This window comes from Brevibacillus sp. AF8 (assembly GCF_021270385.1).
Classification (GTDB): domain Bacteria; phylum Bacillota; class Bacilli; order Brevibacillales; family Brevibacillaceae; genus Brevibacillus.
In genome coordinates, this window is sequence record NZ_JAGQDN010000006.1 from 35,360 (window position 1) to 58,307 (window position 22,948).

At 47.3% G+C, this 22,948-nt stretch carries 26 protein-coding genes, 1 riboswitch and 1 other annotated feature; of the genes, 12 read left to right on the plus strand and 14 right to left on the minus strand.

The window, feature by feature from the left end; all coding sequences use genetic code 11:
* Window positions 1-58: 58 nt before the first annotated feature.
* A complete protein-coding gene (locus KB186_RS10660; protein ID WP_173609083.1) occupies window positions 59-964 on the plus strand; it encodes a DMT family transporter in 906 nt (301 codons plus the stop codon).
* Window positions 965-1,023: 59 nt separating this feature from the next.
* Here the strand turns inward: KB186_RS10660 and nadD are convergent, their stop codons facing one another.
* The 4 genes from nadD to KB186_RS10680 form a co-directional block, all read right to left on the minus strand.
* Entirely contained in the window at window positions 1,024-1,662 is a 639-nt protein-coding gene (nadD, locus tag KB186_RS10665) for a nicotinate-nucleotide adenylyltransferase (RefSeq protein WP_232773577.1), read from the minus strand.
* A gap of 29 nt (window positions 1,663-1,691) precedes the next feature.
* Window positions 1,692-2,237: a cysteine hydrolase family protein gene (locus KB186_RS10670; protein WP_173609081.1), complete on the minus strand. Its 546-nt coding sequence runs from the start codon at window positions 2,235-2,237 to the stop codon at window positions 1,692-1,694.
* A gap of 28 nt (window positions 2,238-2,265) precedes the next feature.
* On the minus strand, window positions 2,266-3,054 hold the full coding sequence (locus KB186_RS10675; protein WP_232773578.1) for an NUDIX hydrolase: 789 nt from the start codon (window positions 3,052-3,054) through the stop codon (window positions 2,266-2,268).
* A gap of 149 nt (window positions 3,055-3,203) precedes the next feature.
* Window positions 3,204-3,890 (minus strand): YceI family protein, encoded by a 687-nt coding sequence (locus tag KB186_RS10680; protein ID WP_232773579.1) that lies wholly within the window; start codon window positions 3,888-3,890, stop codon window positions 3,204-3,206.
* A 279-nt stretch (window positions 3,891-4,169) separates the two neighbouring features.
* On the opposite strand from KB186_RS10680, the gene KB186_RS10685 reads away from it, so the two are divergent.
* From KB186_RS10685 to KB186_RS10705, 5 genes are all read left to right on the plus strand, one after another.
* Complete coding sequence (locus tag KB186_RS10685; RefSeq protein ID WP_221867450.1) at window positions 4,170-4,853, plus strand: response regulator transcription factor; 684 nt, start codon at window positions 4,170-4,172, stop codon at window positions 4,851-4,853.
* Complete coding sequence (locus KB186_RS10690; protein ID WP_232773580.1) at window positions 4,850-6,346, plus strand: sensor histidine kinase; 1,497 nt, start codon at window positions 4,850-4,852, stop codon at window positions 6,344-6,346. Before KB186_RS10685 ends, KB186_RS10690 begins: the two co-directional genes overlap by 4 nt.
* Window positions 6,347-6,395: 49 nt before the next feature.
* Window positions 6,396-6,637: a binding site (T-box leader), on the plus strand.
* 125 nt (window positions 6,638-6,762) lie between these two features.
* Complete coding sequence (locus KB186_RS10695) at window positions 6,763-7,263, plus strand: Lrp/AsnC family transcriptional regulator (protein WP_232773581.1); 501 nt, start codon at window positions 6,763-6,765, stop codon at window positions 7,261-7,263.
* Window positions 7,260-8,438, plus strand: coding sequence for an aminotransferase (locus KB186_RS10700; protein ID WP_173609075.1), 1,179 nt, complete (start codon window positions 7,260-7,262; stop codon window positions 8,436-8,438). The genes KB186_RS10695 and KB186_RS10700 overlap by 4 nt, the downstream gene beginning before the upstream one ends.
* Window positions 8,439-8,785: 347 nt before the next feature.
* Window positions 8,786-9,697: an aminoglycoside phosphotransferase family protein gene (locus KB186_RS10705; RefSeq protein ID WP_232773582.1), complete on the plus strand. Its 912-nt coding sequence runs from the start codon at window positions 8,786-8,788 to the stop codon at window positions 9,695-9,697.
* 71 nt (window positions 9,698-9,768) lie between these two features.
* Here the strand turns inward: KB186_RS10705 and KB186_RS10710 are convergent, their stop codons facing one another.
* The 6 genes from KB186_RS10710 to KB186_RS10735 form a co-directional block, all read right to left on the minus strand.
* Window positions 9,769-10,824, minus strand: a complete 1,056-nt coding sequence (locus KB186_RS10710) for a TolC family protein (protein WP_173609073.1) — start codon at window positions 10,822-10,824, stop codon at window positions 9,769-9,771.
* Window positions 10,825-11,037: 213 nt separating this feature from the next.
* Window positions 11,038-11,184: a hypothetical protein gene (locus KB186_RS10715; RefSeq protein ID WP_173609072.1), complete on the minus strand. Its 147-nt coding sequence runs from the start codon at window positions 11,182-11,184 to the stop codon at window positions 11,038-11,040.
* Window positions 11,177-11,368 (minus strand): hypothetical protein, encoded by a 192-nt coding sequence (locus KB186_RS10720; RefSeq protein ID WP_173609071.1) that lies wholly within the window; start codon window positions 11,366-11,368, stop codon window positions 11,177-11,179. Before KB186_RS10720 ends, KB186_RS10715 begins: the two co-directional genes overlap by 8 nt.
* A gap of 136 nt (window positions 11,369-11,504) precedes the next feature.
* Window positions 11,505-12,377 carry a hypothetical protein gene (locus tag KB186_RS10725; RefSeq protein ID WP_173609070.1) on the minus strand — a complete coding sequence of 291 codons (873 nt, stop codon included), beginning with the start codon at window positions 12,375-12,377 and terminating at the stop codon, window positions 11,505-11,507.
* 218 nt (window positions 12,378-12,595) lie between these two features.
* A complete protein-coding gene (locus KB186_RS10730; RefSeq protein WP_173609069.1) occupies window positions 12,596-14,044 on the minus strand; it encodes an amino acid permease in 1,449 nt (482 codons plus the stop codon).
* Between the two features lie 112 nt (window positions 14,045-14,156).
* A riboswitch (Lysine riboswitch) is annotated at window positions 14,157-14,342 on the minus strand.
* Window positions 14,343-14,426: 84 nt separating this feature from the next.
* A complete protein-coding gene (locus KB186_RS10735) occupies window positions 14,427-14,921 on the minus strand; it encodes a DinB family protein (RefSeq protein ID WP_173609068.1) in 495 nt (164 codons plus the stop codon).
* Window positions 14,922-15,089: 168 nt separating this feature from the next.
* On the opposite strand from KB186_RS10735, the gene KB186_RS10740 reads away from it, so the two are divergent.
* Complete coding sequence (locus KB186_RS10740; protein WP_173609067.1) at window positions 15,090-15,647, plus strand: CGNR zinc finger domain-containing protein; 558 nt, start codon at window positions 15,090-15,092, stop codon at window positions 15,645-15,647.
* A gap of 32 nt (window positions 15,648-15,679) precedes the next feature.
* Here KB186_RS10740 and KB186_RS10745 read toward each other — a convergent pair whose 3' ends face one another.
* Entirely contained in the window at window positions 15,680-16,480 is an 801-nt protein-coding gene (locus tag KB186_RS10745) for an inositol monophosphatase family protein (protein ID WP_173609066.1), read from the minus strand.
* 264 nt (window positions 16,481-16,744) lie between these two features.
* Here KB186_RS10745 and KB186_RS10750 point away from each other — a divergent pair, with 264 nt between their 5' ends.
* Complete coding sequence (locus KB186_RS10750; RefSeq protein ID WP_173609065.1) at window positions 16,745-17,497, plus strand: alpha/beta fold hydrolase; 753 nt, start codon at window positions 16,745-16,747, stop codon at window positions 17,495-17,497.
* Here KB186_RS10750 and KB186_RS10755 read toward each other — a convergent pair.
* The 3 genes from KB186_RS10755 to KB186_RS10765 form a co-directional block, all read right to left on the minus strand.
* Entirely contained in the window at window positions 17,475-17,873 is a 399-nt protein-coding gene (locus tag KB186_RS10755) for a hypothetical protein (protein ID WP_232773583.1), read from the minus strand. The genes KB186_RS10750 and KB186_RS10755 overlap by 23 nt on opposite strands.
* A gap of 35 nt (window positions 17,874-17,908) precedes the next feature.
* Complete coding sequence (locus tag KB186_RS10760; RefSeq protein ID WP_173609064.1) at window positions 17,909-18,433, minus strand: ImmA/IrrE family metallo-endopeptidase; 525 nt, start codon at window positions 18,431-18,433, stop codon at window positions 17,909-17,911.
* A gap of 72 nt (window positions 18,434-18,505) precedes the next feature.
* Window positions 18,506-18,952, minus strand: coding sequence for a helix-turn-helix domain-containing protein (locus tag KB186_RS10765; protein ID WP_173609063.1), 447 nt, complete (start codon window positions 18,950-18,952; stop codon window positions 18,506-18,508).
* 180 nt (window positions 18,953-19,132) lie between these two features.
* On the opposite strand from KB186_RS10765, the gene KB186_RS10770 reads away from it, so the two are divergent.
* The 4 genes from KB186_RS10770 to KB186_RS10785 all read left to right on the plus strand — a co-directional run bounded on the left by KB186_RS10770 (window position 19,133) and on the right by KB186_RS10785 (window position 22,881).
* Window positions 19,133-19,327, plus strand: a complete 195-nt coding sequence (locus KB186_RS10770) for a BhlA/UviB family holin-like peptide (protein ID WP_012684855.1) — start codon at window positions 19,133-19,135, stop codon at window positions 19,325-19,327.
* 192 nt (window positions 19,328-19,519) lie between these two features.
* On the plus strand, window positions 19,520-20,497 hold the full coding sequence (locus KB186_RS10775) for a homoserine kinase (RefSeq protein WP_173609062.1): 978 nt from the start codon (window positions 19,520-19,522) through the stop codon (window positions 20,495-20,497).
* A 94-nt stretch (window positions 20,498-20,591) separates the two neighbouring features.
* Window positions 20,592-21,524, plus strand: a complete 933-nt coding sequence (locus KB186_RS10780; RefSeq protein WP_221867458.1) for a hypothetical protein — start codon at window positions 20,592-20,594, stop codon at window positions 21,522-21,524.
* Window positions 21,525-21,714: 190 nt separating this feature from the next.
* Entirely contained in the window at window positions 21,715-22,881 is a 1,167-nt protein-coding gene (locus tag KB186_RS10785) for a dicarboxylate/amino acid:cation symporter (protein WP_232773584.1), read from the plus strand.
* The last annotated feature ends 67 nt before the right edge of the window (window positions 22,882-22,948 follow it).

The following is a 22,948-nucleotide window of genomic DNA, read 5'->3' on the forward strand; positions in this document are numbered from 1 at the left end:
CTATAGGAGGCGGACAAAAACATAAGTGCAAGTGTGCAGCTAGAAAGGGAGGCCCCTCGTGGGAAAGTTTTCGGGTAAGACTGTAGTCGCTATTGCAAGTTTGGTGTTGATGTGGGGATTAAGCTGGTCGATTTACAAAATGTCACTCGCTTATACTCCACCGATTTTATTCGCAGGAATGCGTTCGCTGATTGGCGGACTTCTGCTAGCTTTATTCATTTTACCGAAATGGAAAAAGATCAACTGGCGTGAAAACTGGTTGAGCTATTGTATATCTGCCTTTCTGAATACATTGTGCTTTTACGGCATTCAGACGGTTGGACTCGTGTATTTGCCAGGTGGATTATTCTCTGTGTTGGTGTACTTCCAGCCAATCCTGATTGGACTCTTTGCCTGGTTGTGGCTGGGTGAGAGCATGACAGTGCTCAAAATCATTGGGCTGATCATGGGATTCTTCGGGATACTTGCGGTCAGTGCAGATGGTCTGACTGGACAGGTTTCCATCGTGGGCGTCATTTTAGGCTTGTTGACGGCTCTGACGTGGGCGATGGGCGTGATCTATGTGAAAAAAGTCAGTGCCAAGGTAGATTCGCTTTGGATGGTTGCCATGCAATGCATCATTGGTGGCGCGGCCTTAACTCTTTTGGGGACAGGCGTAGAAAGCTGGTCCGACATTGTCTGGAATGTACCTTATTTGATCGGCCTCAGCTACGGTGCTACATTTGGTGTGCCGATTGCCATTGTCATTTACTTTGGGCTTGTGAATGCAGGCGAAGCAAGCAAGGTGGCCGCCTTTACGTTTCTCGTGCCGCTCATCGCAGTCGTCACTGGCACTATTTTTATGGACGAGCCGGTTACGTATTCGCTCATCGCCGGACTGGTATTGATCGTGTGCAGTATTTGCTTGGTGAACTATCAGAAAAAGATACGACAGCCTGCAATTGCCAATCATCTCAATCGCTGATGGAAACGACAAAGAAAACAGCCGACACTTCACAGTTGCGGCTGTTTTCCTTTTTGGGATTATAGGTAAGGCTCTTTGTAGATTCCATTTTCATAAATGTACTGAAGGCAAGCATCAGGCAACAGGAAGCTGGGGTCGCCACCTTTGCGGATTTCGTCTCGGATGTAGGTAGAGCTGATTCCCATGTTGATGCCCTTGCTCATGATGAGGAAATGCTCGTCATGATTGCGCAGCAGCGCGTCCTCCGCAATCAGGTCAGCGGTCGGATAGCCTTCGCGCGACATCACGATGAAGTTGAAGCCTGCGACCAGCTTTTCAGCGTTGCCCCAGTTCGAGAGTCCCTCTAACAAATCCGAGCCCATGATGAAAAAGAGCTCATCGTTCGGGTACTTCCTTTTCATGTGCATCATCGTATCGTACGTGTAGGTTTCACCTGGTAAGGCATCCATTTCAACTGTTGAAATCTCGAAAAGAGGTTCGCCGTATTTGTTTGTTTTGTGTGTACTGCCAGCCAAAGCCAGTTTGAGCATGTGCAAGCGATGGACGTCCTCTGTCTGCAATTTTTTGTCATGACGCTTTGAAGAGCATGGTACGAAAATGACTTTGTCCAGTCGTCTTCGGTGAGCGACGGTCGCAGCCGTGAACAAATGGCTGTACGTGATGGGATCAAAGCTGCTGCCATAAATGCCGATTCGCATAAAAATTGCCTCCTATCGTCATGAACCTGTTATTTCTTTTGAACAGTCATGCCAAGCTGGTTTTGAAAATGACCGAGAGCCCATTTGTGACCTTCGGGAAGAAAGCTCGCTACAGCATCCTCATGGATGACGACAGAAAAGCCGTTATAGAAGCCTTCAATTGCTGTGTGCAGCACACAAATGTCTGTGCAGACACCTACCAGATGAATCTCGGTAATACCTCTTGTGCGCAACAATAGGGCAAGGTCGGTGCCTTGGAAAGCGCTGTAGCGCGTCTTATCCATCCAGTGAATCGTATCTTCGAATTCCTCGTAAATCTCCTGAATGCTGCCATACAAATTCCGGCCAGCCGTACCGATAATGTTGTGTGGTGGGTAGAGTCCAGTCTCAGGATGGTACGGGTCCTGCTCGCGATGAGCGTCGACTGCCATGACGACAAAGTCGCCTTCTGCAAGGAAGTCGCGGATTAACTCTCCAATGCGTCCCTCAATAGCCTGACCAGGCTCTCCACAAGTCAATGCACCATCTGTCGCGACAAAATCATTCGTGTAGTCGATCACAATCAAAGCTTTCATGGCATAAACCTCCTGAATGTGGATTTCATCAGTAAATCATGGCAGTTGGCGTAAAGCCGGTAAAGCGATAGAGCTTGGCTGGCGAATTCGAAAACTCGGTCGAGTAGACAGGCTGTCCGTCAGCAGATAGAACTGGCTCGAGAAGTCCTTGCCGTCTGGTTGTCGCAAGCAGGCGCCGCTCAAAATTACCGCGATCCTTTGCTGAAAAGGATGGAACGACGGTCTCGATCACTTGCAGCAGTTCACTCAAGGTAAACTCATCTGGCAAGAATGCTTTGGCGATTGTCGTTTGCAGCATCTGCTCCCGAACGCGCTGTAAGGCGTCAGTCAAAATTTCACGATGATCAAAAGCAAGGTTGAGGGCAAAAGCTTCCTCGATTGGAAACAGCTGCGCGTCTGATGCATCGTCATTTGCCTGTGCGTGCTTCAATAAATCTTCATGAACGAGGGAGACATAGGCAACACTCGGGATCCAACCACGAGGGTCTCTTCCCGGCTTGTAGTAGGTCTTCAGCTGCTCGATGTGTACGTCACGGTCAATATTCGTCTCTTCTTTCAACTCACGATAGGCACATTCGTCCAGTGTCTCCGATTCATGGGAAAAACCGCCAGGCAAGGCCCATTGCTCTCCAAATGTATCGCTTTTTCGCTTGATCAGAAGAACGGCCAATTGCTTGAGTGGCAGCGATTTGGTTTTCGTTTGGCGCGGGATGGAAAGGATCGTAAAGAGGCAAATATCTGTAGGAAGTCCATCCGGCGAGCGGTACTTTTTGGTCCGAAAGTGGATGCGTTTAGCTCGAAGGGGAGACGTACTCACAAAATCATCCTTTCCGTTTGCTCGAGTCTGTTTTCATACTTTTATATTATGGTATCGTTTTAACAATGTCAATATTACAATGTAAAAATCTGTGAAAAAAGACGTCTGTGAGTATCAGACGTCTCTCGAAGCAGCTCGCGCGAAAAGGATTAAACAGCATCCAGCGCAAGTCGCAATGTAATGTTAATGTTTTCTTCCGTTTTGGCCACGATCGTATGAGGGCTAGTCAAACCGAAGTCACCAAACGTAACGACAGATGTTCCTTCCAATTGCAGCTTGCCTTGGGAATAAATCGCATCAGCATCAATTTTCACGTCTTTGGCAATTCCTCTTACGGTCAGGACGCCATTGATGGTGAACGAAGCTTTTTGTCCTTCTGTCCATGTGGATGGCCAGTTCTCAAAGGATTTCGCTTCAAAGGTAGCAGCTGGATGGACGGCTGTATCAAAGTAATCAGGAGATTTGATATGGGTGTCGCGCTTTGCATTACCGGAGTTTAGCTTATTCAAGTCAGCCGAAGCGGTTGCTTTCATTTGGTCGGGTGCAGAGAGGTTCACATCCCAACTGCCAGTAATACCGTCCATTTCAAAGTTAACCGTTTCTTTTGACGTGGTTACGGAGAAATAGACTTTGGACTGGTCATTGATCGTCCATTTTTTATTCAGTTGATCTGCTGTCAGAGGCGTTGAGGAAGCGGTAGATGAGGCTGTGGTTGCCGCAGCTGCAGGCTGGATCTCCACATGGTTTCCCACAAAATAGTCATAGAGCATGTAACCTCCGATACCAACCACGAGTGTGGCAACTGAGGCAGTCAGGATAACCGAATTTTTTTTCATTTTTGGATAACCTCCATGTTTTTGAAGTGTTCAGACTTGAGTCGTATGTATTGGCTTCGCAGGGATCATTATGAGCGAGGAAGCTGAGTGGGCCTTGAAAGCTGGCTGAAAGTTTGTTGAAAGCGCAATGGTAAGGGAATTATCAACGTTTTATATATTGGATTTACATTTTTTGGTTTATTATTTTGCAAAAAGCTTTCAGCTCGTACTCAGGGCATATTCAGCAAACATTCAGCTACGTTTGGCCTGTTCAGGTAAAATAGAGGTGAGGTGAAAGAAATGAGCCTAAATAAAGGCATTAAAATATTGCTTGTCGATGATGAGCCGACTATCCTGCAGTTTTTGGAGATGGGTCTTGAAAATGAAGGCTTCCAAGTAATGACGGCACAAGATGGGATGACTGCGGTGACCATGGTAAAGGAGCATCAGCCGCATGTCGTCATTCTCGATGTGATGATGCCTGGCATGGATGGCTTCGAGGTATGCCGGATGCTGAAAAAGATTCAGAATGTAGCAACGATCATGCTGACAGCCAGGGAAGACGTGGAGGATCGGGTAAAAGGGCTGACGCTCGGTGCCGATGATTATATGATCAAGCCGTTTAGCTTTGAAGAGCTGCTTGCCCGTATCCAGGCGCGCATTCGTAATCATTACCCACATCTGCTCTCCAAGGTACACCTCGGCCCATTCCAGATCGATGACAGGCGAAAGGAAATTACCTATGAGGACACGCTTCTGGAGCTATCGCCAACGGAATACTCGTTGCTGAAATATTTGGTGACGAATCACGGCTTGGTGCTGAGTAAACCAATGATTTTGGATAACGTGTGGGGCTATGATTTCGGTGGGGAGGAGAACATTGTCGAGGTGTATATTCGCTCCCTGCGTGATAAATTGAATGATCGTCAGCATCGGATTATTCGCACATTGCGCGGTGCGGGCTATCGGGTTGATTTTGTATGAAGATGAATCGAAACAATCAATGGGCTCCTTTCCTAGAACCGAACTCTTTGCGTTATCAACTGTTGTCTCGTTCGTTATTTATCTTATCCGGGTTGCTACTTCTAATCGGCATGATTCAATACTTATTGATGGAGCAGTTCTTGTATCGCAGCAAAGCGGAAAGCTTGTTAAATCTGGCTGTCACTGTTCCTTATCAAGTCTTGGAGGAGACGGAAACACTGCCGAAATACGATCAGTATGTCAGCGCGTTGCTCTCCTTGCGTACACCCGATATCAAGTATGCCTTTATTGACAACGACGCGAACGTGACGGAGCTGTTTGCGAATCCGAGCGAAGGGTATTCCCCGCGCTTTCCGGAGAGTCTATACCGCGAGATCTTGGCTAGTGGCGTATGTACTTTTAAATACAAAATTTTGGAAGGTAGTACTGGTACGGATTATTTGGTCGTACTGGCACCCATTCGTTCTCCTGATCAGCTGCAAGGAATTGTACAGCTGAGCACCCCTGTCGGTCCGATGCAAGAAGTGCTGTTTCCACAGTTGATCATTTTCTTTTCTGCATCTGCACTCGCCTTGCTTATCGGTTTGTTAACGTATGTGCCTGTGCTCCGCCGTACGCTGAACCCACTTTCGCGTATTGAGGTTACAATTGAGCGGATTAATGCGGGTAACTTGGATGAGCGACTGCCGATGGATCAAGGCCAAATGGAGATTGATCAATTATCGGCGGTCTTTAACGGAATGCTGGAGCGGCTGGAAACCTCCTTTAAAACTGAGCAGGAAGCAGGGGAGCGGATGAGGCGCTTTGTAGCGGACGCTTCGCACGAGTTGCGAACACCGTTGACATCCATCCATGGCTTTTTGGAGGTGTTGTTGCGCGGTGCGGCGGCAAATCCCGAACATTTGCAAAAAGCATTGAAAAGCATGCACGGCGAGACAGAGCGACTGAACAAACTCGTCAACGATTTGCTGTACCTGGCTCGGATGGATCGGGAACCGGCTTTCCTTCTGCAAGAGGGGGAGCTGGACGCAGTCGTGCACAGTATGGAATCGCAGCTCATGGTGCTGGCCGGTGACCGAAACGTTCATTTCCGCGTAGAACCGAATGTTACGGTTGCTTTCGACTGTGATGGAATGAAGCAAGTTATTCTCAATCTGTTTCAAAATGCGGTGCAGCATACTGACCCTGTGAACGGTGAAATCGAGCTTACATTGAGCAAGATTGCCAATGGGATTGAACTGACGATCAGGGATAATGGGGCCGGAATCGCACCGGAGCATGTCCTGCATGTATTCGACCGTTTCTACCGGATTGAATCCTCTCGCGCACGCAAAAGCGGAGGAGCTGGACTGGGGCTGTCGATCACCCAATCCATCGTAGAAAATCATCGGGGTAAAATTGACGTCCAAAGCAGCTTGGGAGTAGGGACGGTGTTTCGCGTCTGGTTGCCTAACGGTTTGAAAGAGGTTCAGAAGACAGAAGTTGTTGGTTGACAATGAGAGAAAACGTCATTTATAATCTGAGACATTCAATAAAACAACCAACACAGCCGTGAAAAGGAAAGTAAAAAAGGGATTTTGACGTCCAGAGAGTTGCCTGTTAGCTGAGAGGGCAGCCGCGAACTCTTTTTGAAAGCCACCTTGGAGCTCTGCTTTTGAAAATGCCAAGTAGAAAGCAGCGGATGGCCCACGTTATGGGGCGCATGTCTACGTAGACAGCACGAGTTTGCCTTTTGTGAGAGAGGCAAAAAAGCTGAGTGGTACCGCGATACCTTCGCCTCAGCAACCGGATTCATGGAAATCATGAGTCTGGTTGCTGGGGCTTTTTGCTTTATGACGTTGTTCAAAAAGTCGACTACTTGAACACGCACTTATGTACAAAAATAAAGAGAAAACTGGAGTGGTGGGGCATGGATCGCTTGAAGCAAAGAGAGCTGTTGCACCTGTTGGAAGAAGACAGTCGCATGAGCGCTGAGCAAATCGGAAAAATGATCGGTGAGCCAACCGAGGTCGTTGAGCTGACGATTGCAGCATTGGAAGCCGAAAAGGTCATTGTCAAATATCCAGCGCTGGTGAACTGGGAGCGTGTGGAAGATCATCCGTACGTAAACGCCATGATTGATGTAAAAGTGACGCCGAAGCGCGACGTCGGCTTTGATGAAGTGGCGGAGCGAATTTGCCGTTTCCCAGAAGTGAAGGCTGTTTACTTGATGTCTGGTGCAAGCTATGACTTGTCGATTATTTTGGAAGGCAAAACGATGAAAGAGGTAGCTACTTTTGTTTCGCAAAAGCTGTCCACTCTTGATTCGGTTGTCTCAACAGCTACACATTTTATTTTGAAACGTTACAAGCACGATGGCATTGAGCTGGAAGATCGTGACGAAGATCACAGGATGGTGGTTACGCCGTGAGTACACAAGTCAAAGTCAAAAACCGTTTATCCAGTACAGTTCAATCGTTGAAGCCATCGGGCATTCGCCGCTTTTTCGATTTGGCAGCATCGATGGAGGGAGTCATTTCTTTAGGGGTTGGGGAGCCTGATTTCGTTACTCCTTGGCGCATGAGAGAAGCTTCGATTTCTTCGCTGGAGCGTGGACATACAGCTTATACATCCAATGCAGGTATGCTGCCATTGCGTGTGGAAATTCAGAAATACTTGGAAGAACGTTTTTCTGTCAGCTATCATCCAGAGACAGAAATTCTCGTGACGGTCGGTGCCAGCGAAGCGATTGATATCGCACTGCGTGCTATTCTCGATCCGGGTGATGAAGTATTGGTCGTGGAGCCTTGCTATGTCTCCTATGAACCAGTTATTCGCTTGGCTGGTGGTGTGCCGGTTTTCCTGAAAACGACGATGGAAAACCAGTTTAAACTGACACCGCAAGAGCTGGAGACGCACATTACCGCACGTACAAAAGCAATTATTTTCTGCTATCCAAATAACCCGACCGGGGGGACTATGACGGCTGAAGAGTGGAAAACACTTTTGCCGATCATCGAAAAGCACGACCTCATGGTGATCTCCGATGAGATTTATGCCGAGCTTACCTACGGTCGTATGCACGATAGTATCGCAGCTCTGCCAGGGATGAAAGATCGGACGATCCTGATCTCCGGTTTTTCCAAAGCATTCGCGATGACCGGCTGGCGTTTGGGATATGTCTGCGCGTCACCTGATTTGCTCGCAGGCATGCTGAAAATCCATCAGTACACCATGCTGTGTGCTCCGACAATGGCTCAGATGGCTGCATTGGAAGCCCTGCGTCATGGACGGTCGGATATGGAACGAATGATCGAGAGCTACCGTCAGCGCCGCAATTATGTAGTAGATGGATTCCGTCATATCGGATTGACTTGCCATGAACCGGATGGAGCATTCTACGCATTTCCGTCTGTTGTTTCTACAGGTCTCAGCTCTTCTGAGTTTGCGGAGAAGCTGCTGATGGAGGAAAAGGTAGCTGTTGTACCTGGAGATGTGTTCGGCGAAAGCGGAAAGGGACATATCCGTTGCTCTTATGCGACATCGATGGAGCAGTTGAAGAAGGCGCTGGAACGTATGGAGCGCTTGATGGGACGACTGTCCTAACATTTTCCGGGAAATAAAGGGGGGGCGGCTTTCAAGCTGCTCCTTTTTTTACGAGTGGTTGTGGTGGGGAAGAAGCGCATTTCCAGTCTACGCTTCGGCCTACGCCCCGCAAGGGGGGATTCACTGGCCGCCTCGGAAAAAATGGTGGGAGCGCTTCAAACGTAGAAGTTTCGATGAAGTGTTTCATAGGTGAAGCTGAAATTCCCTACCATTTTTTCCAAGGCTGGGATGGGCTCCAGAGGCGCTTGACTGGAAATGCGCTTCTTCTTACGCGGCTGTGGGAAGGGAACAGCTTGAAAGCAAATGCAAAAGGATGTTTTGAAGGTTGTTCGAGGAGGGTTTTCCTAATGATTTCACTGCCAACCCATTTTACCAAAATAATTACGGGCGTACATAAAGAAGCGGGGTGTCTCTGGCTGGATTCCTTTCATGAGTTGATTGCAGATTGCGAAGCACGGTGGTCATTAAAAGTGCTAGAGCCATTTCCACTCTCCTATAATTTTGTCGCACCAGTTGTGTTGAAGGATGGAACAAACGCAGTACTGAAGCTGGGAGTGCCTGGCGTGGAATGGCAAAGAGAGCTGGCAGCGATTCGGGGTTTTGCAGGGCGGGGAATGGTGCAGCTTCTCGATGCTGACGAGGAAAAAGGGATGATGCTTTTGGAGCGCATCATGCCAGGAGAGACACTGGACAAGCTGAGTAGCGAAGACGAGCGAATTCAATGCTTGGCGGACGTAATCAAAAGAATGCATACACCCATTTCGAGGGTTGGCAAGCTTGCGTCGAGATTCCCGACGATAGCAGACTGGGCTGTGGGACTGGAACAGATTCGCCCCCATTTCCAAGGGGGGACAGGACTAATTCCTGAGCAAATGGTGGAGCAGGCCATGCAATGGTACAAAAAGCTTCTCCCCACACAAAAAGAACCGTGCTTGCTGCATGGTGATCTTCATCATGAAAATATTTTGCGTGCAGAAAGAGAGCCGTGGCTGGCAATTGATCCGAAAGGACTGATTGGGGAGACGGAATACGAGGTGATTCCGTTTTTGCTGAACCATTTGCCAGAGGATGGGCTAGAAGAGGTAATGAAACAGCGGGTCGATGGGCTGACGAAGGCGCTGTCCTTGCAAAAAGAGAGAGTGTTAGCATGGGCGTATTGCCACAGTGTGCTGTCAGCTTGGTGGTTCATAGAGGATTTTGGTGCAGACGGTGGGCGTTTAGTGATGCCGAGAGTTTTTGAGAGGCTGTTAAATGAGTAAAGGCTTCACCCTGTGGGATGAAGCCTTCTTTATTTTAAATGAATAAATGAGATTTTTCGTGATACGAAATATTAATAGCCAGTTGACTGATTCAAGGTGGCAGCAGCGAGATTGTATTGGTAAACCGATTCGATTGCTTTTGTTTCAGAGTCAAACAGGTTTGCTTCGTCTTCCATCAATTCTTTCATCGATGCTTTCCCTAATCTATATTGATCGATTGTTGCCTGATAGCGCTCCAATGCGGTTTCTTTCTTTGTTGTACTTTCCTCTAATGCCTTTTTCGCTGCGAGTAGCTTCGTATAGTTGTCACTTACCTCTTGACCGATTTTCTTCTGTGTTTTTTGTTTTTGCAGTTCTGCTTTTTTGTGCTCATTTTTTGCGATTGTACCTTTATGTGTGCTGAGAGCGGAATACTCTGCCGTGTAATCAATTCTAACTTGGGCAAAGTCTATTTCTGCTTGTGCCTTGATCATCTCAGGACGTTTTTCAAAAGCTTTTGCTTGCCATTGCTCCAGGGAAAGCAGCTCGTCCTGAGTCAGATCAGTGGAGATCATTTTCCATTGTCTGTCTGCTTTTTCGTTCAATAAATCGTTGAGCTTGGCCAATGTTTGTTTGTAGCTGGCTTCAAGGGCAGCGAGATTTTTGTGAGCTTCTGTTTCTTGGGAGTCCAACCAGTACTGTCTTTGCAAGCTTTTCTTTTGCGCTTTGATTTTGGCGTCTAATGATTGGACTTCGAAGAATGCTTTTTGCACTTGCAATTGAACGGTGTTTTTTTGCGTATTCAGGGCGACTTCATCGACAACCACTTCTTTGACCGCTTTGGCAGCGTCTTCGAATTTCTTTTTGGCATCAGCCAGAGTCATGATGTCAGCTTTTTTGATTTCTTCTTTTTCTCTCAGTGTAATGGAGGTTTCGTACTTCGTAATATCTAATTCAAGCCGAAGCAGCTCCAGATCGACGCTGTTCTTTATTGCCTGTTCGACTGCGAAATCTAGCGACAAAGGGGAAACATCCGTCTGTTCAGCAGTGGCCACAAGTGGAGCAGCCAGAGCCAAATGGGCGCCACCTGTGAGGAGAGAAGTGACTAATGTTGTACTGTAAATGTGTTTGAAGAGCCTGGATTTCATGGGGCAACCTCCTGATCATATATAAAAGAATTTGATAACGATTCTCATTATCAAATCCATGAAAAGTATATATTTCCAACTGAATTTCGTCAATAAAAAAATGTTTTTCACCATGTTCTTGGTCGAAATCAAAAGGAATCCCCTTCCGGAAAAGGCAAAAGGAGCATCTGCCTGTTTCCCAGAAGGGGATTTGTTTTTCTAATGGGAAAAGAACTATTCTTTGTCCCTGTTTTCTTTGTTTTCCGCAGCCGACTTGGCAGTTTGGTTCAATGTCCCTTCCTTTGGTGTAAGGGAATAACCATGCATATTGCTTCCGTTATAACCCATGTCAGGCTTTTCTTTTGAGATACGATCAGTCATTTGCTTCCCCCTTATTTTGTCCAGTGGGTGTAGAGTCTTGCTGCACATACGGATTGTCGATGTCATTTGGTTCCTTGTCCAGATTGGTACGGATCGCGAGGATTGGACTAGTTGGAGGTTGAGCGATCAGTCTGTCATCCAGTTGCTTAAAATCAGGCAGGTCGTTTTCGCGATTGTCATCCATGTTCGTCTCCTCCTTTACGGGTTAGTATGTCCACCATCTGCCTGTCAATTTCCTAAACTGGAAAAGGAAACGGCACACAAAAACAGCCCCAGTCCCAGAGAAGCTCGGGCAGAGGCTGTAGATCATCTTTGTGCAGTTAACTCGTTTTCTTGGACAGGATCTTCATAAAAGAGGCAAGATTCGTTTGAAGCAATGGTGTAAAGGAAGAAAAGGAAGCATTTTCAGCGAGCGTATTCATTTGACGAACAAATTCCGTGGTGTCCTTTGTATTTACATTCTCAAAACGGTTAGTGATTTTAGTATTTTTTAAATCAGAGAGAAGTGTAGCTTGTTCGTTCCGGTATTGTGCGATCCAGTCTGGACGATGTTGCAGCTTTTTGACGAATTGAATCAGCATGCTTACTTTCTCTGTTTGATTGGTGGTAGCCGCTTGCATTTTTTTGTAGGCTTCCGGGTCATATCGTTCCATCAGTTTGGACGGATTGACATAGTCGTCCGGCGCCCCATGTGGTTTTTGCGGAAGCTCTACGTAGCTGACACTGCCAGTCGCAGGGTCAACTTTTCGTGTTTTGGCAACGCTAGCGAGCAGATGGAGGGTATCCAAAAATTCAGCAGCATTTTTTTCATCAGCCATGTATTGGTCTGCCAAATATTTGCCTTGGGTTAATCCGACCTCTACCAAAGCAGCTCTTTCTTCATCCGTGTAGGTGGATTGGGAGTTGAAAAAATTACGTTCGAGGATCTGATCAAAGGCCTTACGAGCTTCAGGTGGTTTATCTGCGAAAATTTTATCCAAGCGCTGGTTAATCTCTGTGCTAAAGAAAAATTGGACGCTGTGGTGTTCGATGGCATCAGCAGGGAGCTCGCGTGCTTTGTGAGAACGAAGATCTACTGTATCGTACTCGGGCAATCTGGGCAATTCTAAACGAGTTCCTGTCACCATTTGGGGTGCAAGTTGGTTAGTGGATAGCTGGGGGGGTAGGTAGCGGTTATTCGATTGGATGTGCATGTTCTACTCTCCTCACATGGATTCATGTTCAGTCGTGAAGGCAGGAGATCATGGTTACCTTTTATCAGATGACTAGTATGAGTTGCGAGAACGGAAGGAAACGGATCTCTATTGCTTCTTTTCTATACTATCGGCTCTTTTCGGGCAATTATTAATATACTGTTTAGCATGAAAAAGGACTCCCGTTCAGATAACGGAAGTCCGTATTTTTTCTTCGATTATTTCGTGTATTCATCCATGCTGAAGTCAACTTGTTCAAGAGGGACGAGCTTTGTCTTTTGCGTGACTTTATAAGCGAGCCAAATGATTAAGAACAGAGGCAAACCAATGTAAGAGACCGCGACGCCATACCAGTCGATCGTTCCACCCAAGAATGCGGAGTAATTTTGCCCCAAAATAACGATACAGCAAATGATGAAGGCAAAAATCGGTCCAAACGGGAACCACTTTGCCCGATAAGGCAATTCGCTTAAGTCACGGCCCTGAGCGATAAACGCTTTGCGGAAACGGTAGTGACTAATGGCAATTCCCAGCCAAGCGATGAAGCCTGACATACCAGACGCATTCAAAAGCCATACGTACACTTCGCCTTCCCCAAACAGAGAGGACAGAAAAGCAAGGGCGCCGATGAGCGCAGTCAAGATCAAGGCATTGATAGGTACGCCATTACTTGTTACTTTTGCGAACCATTTTGGTGCTTTTCCTTCCTTCGCCAAGTTCCACAGCATGCGTGTAGATGCGTACATGCCAGAGTTACCAGCAGACAATACAGACGTGAGAATAACGGCATTCATGACGGATGCTGCAAAAGCAAATCCGGCATTTTCAAATACAATCGTAAACGGACTGATCGCAATATCCGTCAGGTCGCCACTGATCAGATTTGGATTATCGTATGGAACCAACAACCCGATGATCAAAATAGCGAGGATGTAGAAGAGCAGGATGCGCCAAAAAATTTGACGGATGGCCTTCGGAATGTTGCGGGCGGGGTCTTCGCTCTCTCCAGCTGCGACACCAACCAGCTCCGTCCCTTGGAAAGAGAATCCGGCAATCATAAAGACACCGAGCAGGGCCATGAAGCCGCCATTGAATGGCGCGTCGCCTTTGGTGAAGTTTTGGAAGCCAACTGCTTGACCGCCCATAATGCCAAAAATCATCAACACACCGACAATAATAAAGATGATAACCGTTATTACTTTAATCAAGGCGAACCAATATTCAGATTCTCCATAGGCTTTCACAGACAGGAGATTCAAGGCGAACAGCAATCCGAGGAACAAAGCGCTCCACACTATCGCTGGGGTATCCGGGAACCAATATTTCATAATGAGTGCGGAAGCTGACAGCTCGACGGCAATGGTAATGGCCCAGTTGTACCAGTAGTTCCAACCGAGAGCAAAGCCGAGAGATGGATCGACGAACCGTGTGGCATACGTCGAAAATGAACCGGAAACAGGCATGAAGGCGGCCATTTCCCCCAAGCTAGTCATTAAAAAGTAAACCATGATACTAATGGCGAGATAGGCGACTAACGCTCCACCTGGCCCGGCGGAATGAATCGAGCCTCCGCTCGCGAGAAACAATCCCGTCCCAATCGACCCGCCAATGGCGATCATCGTCAGGTGTCGGGCTTTTAAACCACGTTGCAATTGATTTTGTGACATAAGCTGCTTGCACGACCTTTCTTGATTTTTGAGAAGGAAGGTCGGAAATTAAAAAACCGCCATAGCCAAAAAATGGCATAGGGCGGTATCATCCAATCCCCACCAAGCCTTCACTGAAGATAGCTCACCACGTTTGCTTGGCATGCAAACGTGACAGTTCTGCCCCTTTCGAGTACAGCCCCAACCCAATCGCACAGAGACGCGATATGAGTTTCGGCGGATTTTCCTTACCTGGAGTCATTGATTTTCTCTGAATCTCGTACAGGATGATATAAAAGCCGCGACCTCTATCCTCACCGTGAAAGATGAGGATAACATGTATGAAATTATGTGATTCATCAAATATAAAGGATTGTTCGGGATTAATCAATGTGAAATTTTGTTATTCAAATGAGCGTCTGGCAGGCCAAGAGCCTTGCAGCTTGCGAATTTGGACAATTTGTCCCGTATGAAACGCATCATGCAAGACAAGACTCATGACGTTTTGGTAAATCGGTGTATAGGTAGCCTTCTGGTTTAACTCTTCATCCGTCAGCAAGGAAAGCTGTTCATGAATGTTGCGATGGACGCTTTCCATTCGCAAAAGGGTAGCTTGCCAAGCTTCTTCGTCATCAGGACCGCCGGATGGGGTGAAGGTATCATCGTTCGTCTCGGCAGAGCCATGAAATTCGGTGTCCAAAAGACGATGCAACAGACGTTCTTTGTAATACAGAAGATGACTGACGTTTTCCCAGATTGTGTTAGCTGCTTCTCCTACAGGGCGCCAGCTAGCCTCCGCTGCTGATACTCCGGAAAGCACTTCTTTTAAGGGGGGATACCAGTCTTCCTTGTCATACGCACATTCCCATCCGTGCAAAAGCAATTCCTTCCGATTCATACGCTTCCTCCTCGTCTGTGAAACAGATTGATGAAACGCTATAATAACAGTAAGAAATGAGTGTGTAACCAGTTAATTTAATTACGGTGGTTACAAATAGAGATTACCATATCCTGTATGGTCATACAAGAGAGAAAAATGAAGGGTTTCGTCAGGAGAGATGATGCCATGGACTGGCTTTGTATCGATTTTTTAAATAGTGATTGGAGGGATTGGCGCGGTTCTGGTCGTTGGGAAAATCGTCTGGAGAACCAGGAATGGCTGTCATCCTTTTTGCAAACATACAAGCTAACCGCTCCGCTACCTATGGATGAGGAGTATGCCGCGTCTCTTTTGCAGTTGCGCGAACGTTTGAGACGTATGCTGGAAACCGTTGTGCATGGGGACCGATTCCAAGAGGAGGACCTTGTGGAATTGAACAAAGTATTGGCCCTCGCCCCATTTCATAGGCAGGTGTTGTTTGTAGAGGAGGAGGGCGGCTACAGGCAAAAGCAATCTAGCTCAACAGAGGGCTGGCCGCTCGTGATGGCACAAATTGCTGCTTCTTTCGCGGAGTTGCTTGCCCCACAGCATCTTGAGCGAATCAAAATATGTGACAACGAGGATTGCCGCTGGGTGTTTTATGATGAAAGCCGCAACCGGGTGCGCCGCTGGTGTGATGACAAAATGTGCGGAAACTTGATGAAGGTCCGCCGTTTTCGTGAACGGAAAAAGGAAAAAGGGTGAAGCGCTAAAGCTCACCCTTTTTATCTGTTCATTTATGAAGCTGGGGTCAATTGGACCAGCTTAGGGTAGATGGACGAACCTGCTGCTACGATGCCTGAGCTTTTCCAGCAAAAATCGTTTCCTTGTGTATCAGTAATTTTGCCTCCGGCTTCCTGAACCAAAAGTGCACCAGCCAGCCAATCATACACCCCTTCACCATATTCCCAGTAACCGTCGAGTCGCCCGCACGCCACATAGGCCAGATGGAGTGATACTGCGCCTTGCATGCGGATGGCAAAAGCCTCTGGCATCACTCTTGTCAAGGAATTTGCTGTATACTTACCGACCAAGTGGTTCATTGGCTCGGAGGAAGCAAAGAGTGTACCTAAAATGCACTCACTCAGCTGCGATTTGGCTGAGGTACTGATTTTTTGTCCGTTTAGAAAAGCTCCACCCCCGTCAATTGCTGTAAACAGTTCATCACGGCATGGATCATAGACAAAAGAAACAACTGTGCGTCCTCCGTCAATCAGGCAGAGGGAAGTAGCCCACATCGGCATATTTTGCAGAAAATGAACTGCTCCATCGATTGCATCCATCACCCAGTAAGGACTTGCGAATTCAGGCTGTTCCTGTGCAGCCAGATCGAATTCCGCGTCAGAGAATTCATAGGTGGGAAAACGCTCGGATAATGATTGCTTCAATCGAGCTTCAACCACGGCATTTACCTCTTCAAAGCGTTTAGCCATTGCTTCCTTGCTGTGGCAGGGCGCGCCTTTTTCAAATTCCACTAGCAGCTCCTTTCCAACACTTCTTACCAGTTCCTCGCAAAATTGCACATCTTGTAGATTCATAACAATTCTCATCCCTTCTCTTTTTGGTAAAAATCGAGTAGTTTCCTTAATGGTTTCCATACTTTTCAGCAAGTTCAGGACCAAAATCAGTCTCAGTCTCGATATGCTGCACGAGAAATTAAGTAGTATGTTTGAATACTACTATGAAAGGATTAGTTCGTCAACACCACGAAAATGTCGAGATTCACAAGTTATGCACATGTGCAGAGTGTTTGAGACATAATAAGTAGCATCATACGTGGGAACGGAAATGAGGTGGGTAGGATGAGTCAAACACGCAAAAAATGGTTACAGGCACTGGTATTGGTGACACTAGGGGCGATTTGTCTGGCTATATGGTATTTGCAGCCATATCAGCCCGATCAGGCAGCGTTAACGGCCATGCAAGGCGGTGAAGGGATTACGGTCATGGATACGAATGACTGGATTATCTTCCAAGGCGGGGAATCACGCGAACCGGGACTCATCTTATATCCGGGAGCACTGGTCAAACCGGAGAGCTATGCTCCGATTGCCCGTGCCTTGGCAGGCTACGGCTACCATGTTTTTCTCGCGCGAATGCCGCTGAATTTGGCCGTAAGCGATATGACGCGAGCGACACAAGTATTGAAGGCCTACCCAAATAAAACGTTTGTCATCGGAGGACATTCGCTCGGTGGTACCATGGCAGCTGAATTCGCAGCTAACCATCCGGACCGAATCAACGGTGTGTTTTTACTGGGAGCGTATCCGAACAGTCAGGGGAACTTGAAGAAGGTGAATTTGCCGGTGCTGTCTTTACTCGGATCTCGCGATGGAGTGATTAATATGGAAAAGTTTTTGGAGAGCAAGCAATATTTGCCGGAGCGTACGGTGTACATGTCCATAGAAGGGGGAAACCACTCCCAGTTCGGAAGCTATGGATCGCAGGAGGGCGACAAGCCCGCTGCCATTACTCCTCAGGAGCAGTGGCAGCAAACGGTGGCAGCAATCAAGGATTGGCTGCTTAATGATGTCATGATGATGAACGTGGAATAATACCGGATACAACACCTGTAATGCGAATGTTTTCCGAGGGGAGCAGCATAGGCGTATCTTGCTCGCGTGTGGTTGTAAACAAACATTCCAATGGATTGACGTCTGCTGCGATGCGCACAAGGAACTGCCCCTCTTGTCGGATCAACACAGGTCTGTCTTTTACGGGCTCCATCGAAAAGTCTGAGATCAATAGGGCGTCTCCAGGAAAAATACCGAGACCACTAAGACCGTCATCTCGCATGATGAGGGCAAAGCGGGCCACGTGATAGCTGGCTACCTGCAAAGAGGGCAACAGCGACAGCTCCTCGTCTTGGTCCAAGGCGAGATCAAAAAAATGAGTCGTGTATGCATCACCGGCAATAAAGACTTGTTTCATCAGGTATCCCTCCTGCATAAAAATAGCGTCGTAATTTACCCATAGACGGGAAAACCTTTGGCATACATACGGCTAAGTATGCGCTCAAAACGGGCACGGGCAAGAGGCATCGGCACCTGAAAGCGCTGAGCCAACATCGCCGGTGCGTTGTATCGCGAGCAATCGGCCAAAAGGGGGCTCATCATGTAAATGGGTAGCAGCAAATGCTCGGCAAAATGATTCGCCTGCGATTCTTGCCAGTCAATCATCCATTCGCTGCTTTGGGGCTGAATGCCTTCATGAAGGAGCAAATGTCCGAGTTCGTGCGCGATTTTTACCCGCTGGGTAGCCAGATCAAGTCGCTCGTCCACCGCAATGATATAACGTCCTGGCGAAAACGGATGCGCGTGTGCACGACTCCTGCCGCAAATACGATGGACCTCGATGCCGTACGTCTCGCACAGCAGATGCAGATCGATTTGTTCAGGCGAATCGATGCCGTGATGCTGAAGCAATAAGTACACGCGACTCTCGAGCCATGTTTGCGGTTCGCAGATTTCTTGCAAAAGGGAGTGAAGCATCAAGGACCTCCTAAATGAATAGTAAGGAACGTACGTTCTGTTTTTTGCTGAAAAGAAAAACCCGCACTGGGGTTATTTTTTTTTGATGTCTTCCGTGATGTCAAACAAGGACGGAGGTCTTTCTTCGCGTACTCTACGGACTTTCCACTGTTTCTTCAAGTCGTACCAGTAGCGGCGAATTTCTTTTTTCTCCTCTTCTGAAGCGTCTAGGTACCCGTCTAGGAAATAGTAGTCGTCCGGGTCATCGATCTTTTCCTGCAAGAGCTCGTCCAACGAACGTTGATTTGTCTCTCCTGATGCGGGGAGAATATAGGCTGTGACTTCATCTGTGCGGCCCAACAACCAATCAGTCGTGACGTCCAGCACATCAGCCAATTGCCGCAGCATGTCATTCGGTGGTGTGCTGTGATTGTTCTCGTAGTTACTGATCGTCCCCTTGGTCGTGCAGACATGCTCTGCCAACTCTTCCTGGGTCAGACCTTTTGTCTTACGAGCTGTGCGTAAGCGCTGAGATAGCATGAGCGTGCCAGTCCTTCCTGTGAGGATGTACAAATTTATTGTACTAAATGAGAAGGAAAAAGAAAAGTATGGATATAAATTTTGTTTTCAACGAATTATGTACAAGCCTTTTGTACAAAATACTGATAAGGACGATGCGGGAACACTCGTTCTGTACAGTGACAAAAGGGGAGATCAAACATGGAAGATCAAGTAACAACCGTATTACTTCAGCAAGGGCCATTTGCTGCTTTGTTTGTCTGGTTGTTGTTTTATATTATGAAGGCAAATCGAGAACGCGAGGGGCGTTTGCAGGACTTGCTGGACAAATACAGCGACAAATATGATTTGATCCTCGAGGAATTGCGAGAAATCAAGGGAAAAGTGAGGAAATAACGCTTTTTGACTTTATGTTGCCCAATCCCTTGAACAGCTTATTCATGAAAGGGGACAAATCGTTGTAACCTGTGTCAGACCTTGATCGGCCTTTAGCCCTTCCAGGTCTTTTTTTCTTGCTGTGTCCTTTTCCCCATTCACACGTCTTCCATAATAACTTACCAATACTTAGCAAAAAGGAGCAGCATGACTATGCATTTACCCGTCGTCTACTCAACCATCTGTGAAAAAGCATTACAGAAAGTACTTCAGGAAGCATATCCAACCGAACAAATACAATCGGTTCACTACATGCTTCGAGGCATGAACGATACGTACCTCGTGCAGACGATCGATCAAAAACGAATCTTCAGGCTGTATCGCAGTGATTGGCGAACAGAGGAAGCAGCTGTCGCGTTCGAGATGGAGCTCTTGCTCTATTTGAAAAGACAAGGAGTATCTGTATCTGTGCCAATTGCGGACGGTTCAGGAAACCATGTCTTGAGACTGCAAGCAGCAGAGGGCAATCGCTTTGGTGTGTTGTTCACTTTTGCCTGTGGCAAGGAGCAGGAGATCGATACCGAGGAACTGAGCGAACGATTCGGCAGAGCCGTTGCCGAGCTGCATGTCAAATCAGAAGGCTTTTTCACACAGCAAGCTCACGAGGTTTGGGACGCCAAGGCGCTGATTCATCGCCCGTTAGCCATTATCGAGACACGTTTGCAGCATCGGAAGGAAGATTTTCAATTTCTCCAAAAGCTGGCGATGGAGCTGGAAGACAAGCTGAACGAGCATATCCTTGCCGGACTCGACTGGGGGATTTGCCACGGAGACCTTCAAGGGAATTTTAATACGAACTTTTGTGAGGACAACACTTATACTCACTTTGATTTCGACCTGTGCGGATATGGCTGGCGGGCGTATGATCTGGCTGCTTTCAAGCTGAGCCGAATATTGATCGAAGAAGATGACGAACTGGTCGAGGCGCTATGGAGTGCTTTTCTAAAAGGATATACAGAGGTTCGTCCTTTATCTGAAAACGATCAGGCTGCGGTGTCGCTCATGACAGGCATTCGCCAATTGTGGCTAATGGGGCTGTGCATGCATGATCCTCATATCATGGGTAGCAGCGATTCGGATGATGCTTTCGTGAGTGAGAAGATGGAATTTTTTAAAAAATATTTCGCGTGAACGAGAAGCGTTTTGCAAAGCGTTGTCAGAAAAACATGCGGCCCGAAGTCAATGATAGGTAAGCCATACATTGACGAGAAAGAGGGAGAAAAGCATGCTATCGTACATCGGAAGTGGCCACTACTGCTACGCAAATTCATCATCAATGCTTTTGGAGACAATCGGGGAGAAGGTATCGCCTGCCGTACTCGAAGTCCTCTCCGGCGTAGGCATCGGGGCGATGTGGCATGAGGAGCAGAAAGTCATTTATTTCGGTCAAGAGATTCCCGACCGTGGTGTCAGTCATGCGTTGGAGCTGCTAGGGTTTAGCTGGACGGAAAAGTCAGCGGATGCTGAGGGAGAGCCACCATTGGAGGAATTACGGCGTGACGTGGAACATGGACCCGTTTTGCTCGGACCACTTGATATGAGCTATTTGACGTATAATCCCAATGCTGCTTATTTGGGGGGCGCTGACCATTTTGTTCTCGCATACAGGATGGATGAGCAAGCAATCTACCTGCATGATCCAGCAGGATTCCCTTTTGTGAGCTTGCCATTGTCCCAGTTTGTCTTGGCATGGAAAGCTGAAAAAATCTTCGATCGCCTCTTTTCTTATCACTACTGGACAGCACCAAAGCGTGTAGGCAGTCCGTCAGAGGAGGAACAAGCTGCAAATGCCCTTCGTTTATTCCAAGGGATTTATCAGGAAAGTGCATCGGCTAAACCAAGCGCTTCGCTCCTATACGGAAAGGAAGCGATCCTGCGGGTAGTGAAACGGATAGAAGAGGAGGGTGGACTCCCCCCAGCAGAAATTGGTCATCTCTCCTATTTTGCTTTCCAATTAGGGGCGAGGCGAGCCATGGATTTCGCTGTGTTTTTCTCGAAACATGCGCCAGAGCTGGCGGCAATTAAAGAGAAACAAGCGAAGCAATTCGGACGTTGTCACACACTGATCGTGGAAAAGAATGAGCAAGAGCTAGCAAATGCCATGCGCGTATTGGCAGACATCGAAGAGGAATTTCGCCACGTGCTTTGCGCCAAATAATATTGTTCCCCCAAGTGAGTAAGTAATGCTCATTGGGGGTTTTCTTTAATTTGAATATTATTACTTTTTTATGATTCATGACAATCTCATCCCGAATGTGTTACCTTGTTATTCATTAGTCCGCGTAAAAGAGACAAAGTCCATTCCATATGGACATTATTTATTAATATTTAAAGGAGGTTCAATATTAATGAAAAATCTAGGTTTACTACCCAAAATCCTGATCGCCATTATCCTTGGGATCGGGATCGGTTCTATATCGCCGATTTGGGTTGTGAAAGGATTGGCTACATTTAGTGGCCTGTTTGGAAATTTCCTCGGATTTGCGATTCCGTTGATTATCATTGGATTTATCGCGCCAGGCATCGGTGAGCTGGGTAAAGGGGCAGGGCGTTTGCTTGGGGTAACCACAGGGGTTGCTTACCTGTCAACGATCCTTGCAGGAACGCTTGCTTATTGGGTCAGTACGAGTATTTTTCCACACATTCTTGAGGTAGGTGGACTGGTGAATCAGTATGCCAACCCGGAGGAAGCACTGGTGAAGCCATTCTTTACCGTGGACATGCCGCCGATTGTAGGTGTGATGACAGCATTACTGCTTGCCTTTACCCTTGGTCTTGGAGCGACTGTCATCAAAGGGAATGCCCTCCAAAATGTGATGGTAGACTTGAGAGATATCGTCGAGAAGCTGATTGCTTCCGTCATTGTCCCGTTGCTTCCCTTACATATTCTGTCTGTATTTTCCAACCTGACCTATGGTGGACAAGTCACCATGATTCTGTCCGTCTTCGTGAAAGTTTTCGTCATGATTATCGCCTTGCATCTATTCTATCTGTTCGTGCAGTACATGATAGCAGCCCAGATGGGACGCAAAAATCCATTCACGCTGATAAAAAATATGCTCCCCGCTTACTTCACTGCGATTGGAACGCAATCATCTGCGGCCACTATTCCTGTGACACTGAATCAGACCAAGAAAAACGGTGTGAGCGAAAAGATCGCAGATTTCGTCGTTCCACTCTGTGCGACAATCCATCTTTCCGGAAGCACGATTACGCTTGTCAGCTGTTCCATGGCAGTCATGATGCTAAATGACATGACGACATCCTTTAGCGTGATGTTTCCGTTCATCTTGATGCTGGGCGTAACGATGATCGCTGCACCAGGTGTGCCGGGTGGTGCAGTCATGGCAGCACTCGGATTGATGGAGTCCATGCTTGGATTTACTACTACGTTGACTTCGCTGATGATTGCTTTGTACATCGCGCAGGATAGCTTCGGTACTGCTTGTAACGTAACGGGTGATGGTGCGATTGCGGTGATTACGGATCGATTGAGTGAGGAGAAGGCGGCATAAAATTGCTGTTATTGGGAACGAGAACCTGTCCAGATGTGGATGGGTCTTTTTTGTAGATAAAGACATG

Coding starts and splice junctions, on each gene's coding strand:
- nadD (WP_232773577.1), bottom strand. CDS start 1,662: ATGCGAATCGGCATTTATGGCAGCAGCTTTGATCCCATCACGTACAGC.
- KB186_RS10670 (WP_173609081.1), bottom strand. CDS start 2,237: ATGAAAGCTTTGATTGTGATCGACTACACGAATGATTTTGTCGCGACA.
- KB186_RS10680 (WP_232773579.1), bottom strand. CDS start 3,890: ATGAAAAAAAATTCGGTTATCCTGACTGCCTCAGTTGCCACACTCGTG.
- KB186_RS10685 (WP_221867450.1), top strand. CDS start 4,170: ATGAGCCTAAATAAAGGCATTAAAATATTGCTTGTCGATGATGAGCCG.
- KB186_RS10690 (WP_232773580.1), top strand. CDS start 4,850: ATGAAGATGAATCGAAACAATCAATGGGCTCCTTTCCTAGAACCGAAC.
- KB186_RS10695 (WP_232773581.1), top strand. CDS start 6,763: ATGGATCGCTTGAAGCAAAGAGAGCTGTTGCACCTGTTGGAAGAAGAC.
- KB186_RS10705 (WP_232773582.1), top strand. CDS start 8,786: ATGATTTCACTGCCAACCCATTTTACCAAAATAATTACGGGCGTACAT.
- KB186_RS10710 (WP_173609073.1), bottom strand. CDS start 10,824: ATGAAATCCAGGCTCTTCAAACACATTTACAGTACAACATTAGTCACT.
- KB186_RS10715 (WP_173609072.1), bottom strand. CDS start 11,184: ATGACTGATCGTATCTCAAAAGAAAAGCCTGACATGGGTTATAACGGA.
- KB186_RS10720 (WP_173609071.1), bottom strand. CDS start 11,368: ATGGATGACAATCGCGAAAACGACCTGCCTGATTTTAAGCAACTGGAT.
- KB186_RS10725 (WP_173609070.1), bottom strand. CDS start 12,377: ATGCACATCCAATCGAATAACCGCTACCTACCCCCCCAGCTATCCACT.
- KB186_RS10730 (WP_173609069.1), bottom strand. CDS start 14,044: ATGTCACAAAATCAATTGCAACGTGGTTTAAAAGCCCGACACCTGACG.
- KB186_RS10735 (WP_173609068.1), bottom strand. CDS start 14,921: ATGAATCGGAAGGAATTGCTTTTGCACGGATGGGAATGTGCGTATGAC.
- KB186_RS10740 (WP_173609067.1), top strand. CDS start 15,090: ATGGACTGGCTTTGTATCGATTTTTTAAATAGTGATTGGAGGGATTGG.
- KB186_RS10745 (WP_173609066.1), bottom strand. CDS start 16,480: ATGAATCTACAAGATGTGCAATTTTGCGAGGAACTGGTAAGAAGTGTT.
- KB186_RS10750 (WP_173609065.1), top strand. CDS start 16,745: ATGAGTCAAACACGCAAAAAATGGTTACAGGCACTGGTATTGGTGACA.
- KB186_RS10755 (WP_232773583.1), bottom strand. CDS start 17,873: ATGAAACAAGTCTTTATTGCCGGTGATGCATACACGACTCATTTTTTT.
- KB186_RS10760 (WP_173609064.1), bottom strand. CDS start 18,433: ATGCTTCACTCCCTTTTGCAAGAAATCTGCGAACCGCAAACATGGCTC.
- KB186_RS10765 (WP_173609063.1), bottom strand. CDS start 18,952: ATGCTATCTCAGCGCTTACGCACAGCTCGTAAGACAAAAGGTCTGACC.
- KB186_RS10770 (WP_012684855.1), top strand. CDS start 19,133: ATGGAAGATCAAGTAACAACCGTATTACTTCAGCAAGGGCCATTTGCT.
- KB186_RS10775 (WP_173609062.1), top strand. CDS start 19,520: ATGCATTTACCCGTCGTCTACTCAACCATCTGTGAAAAAGCATTACAG.
- KB186_RS10780 (WP_221867458.1), top strand. CDS start 20,592: ATGCTATCGTACATCGGAAGTGGCCACTACTGCTACGCAAATTCATCA.
- KB186_RS10785 (WP_232773584.1), top strand. CDS start 21,715: ATGAAAAATCTAGGTTTACTACCCAAAATCCTGATCGCCATTATCCTT.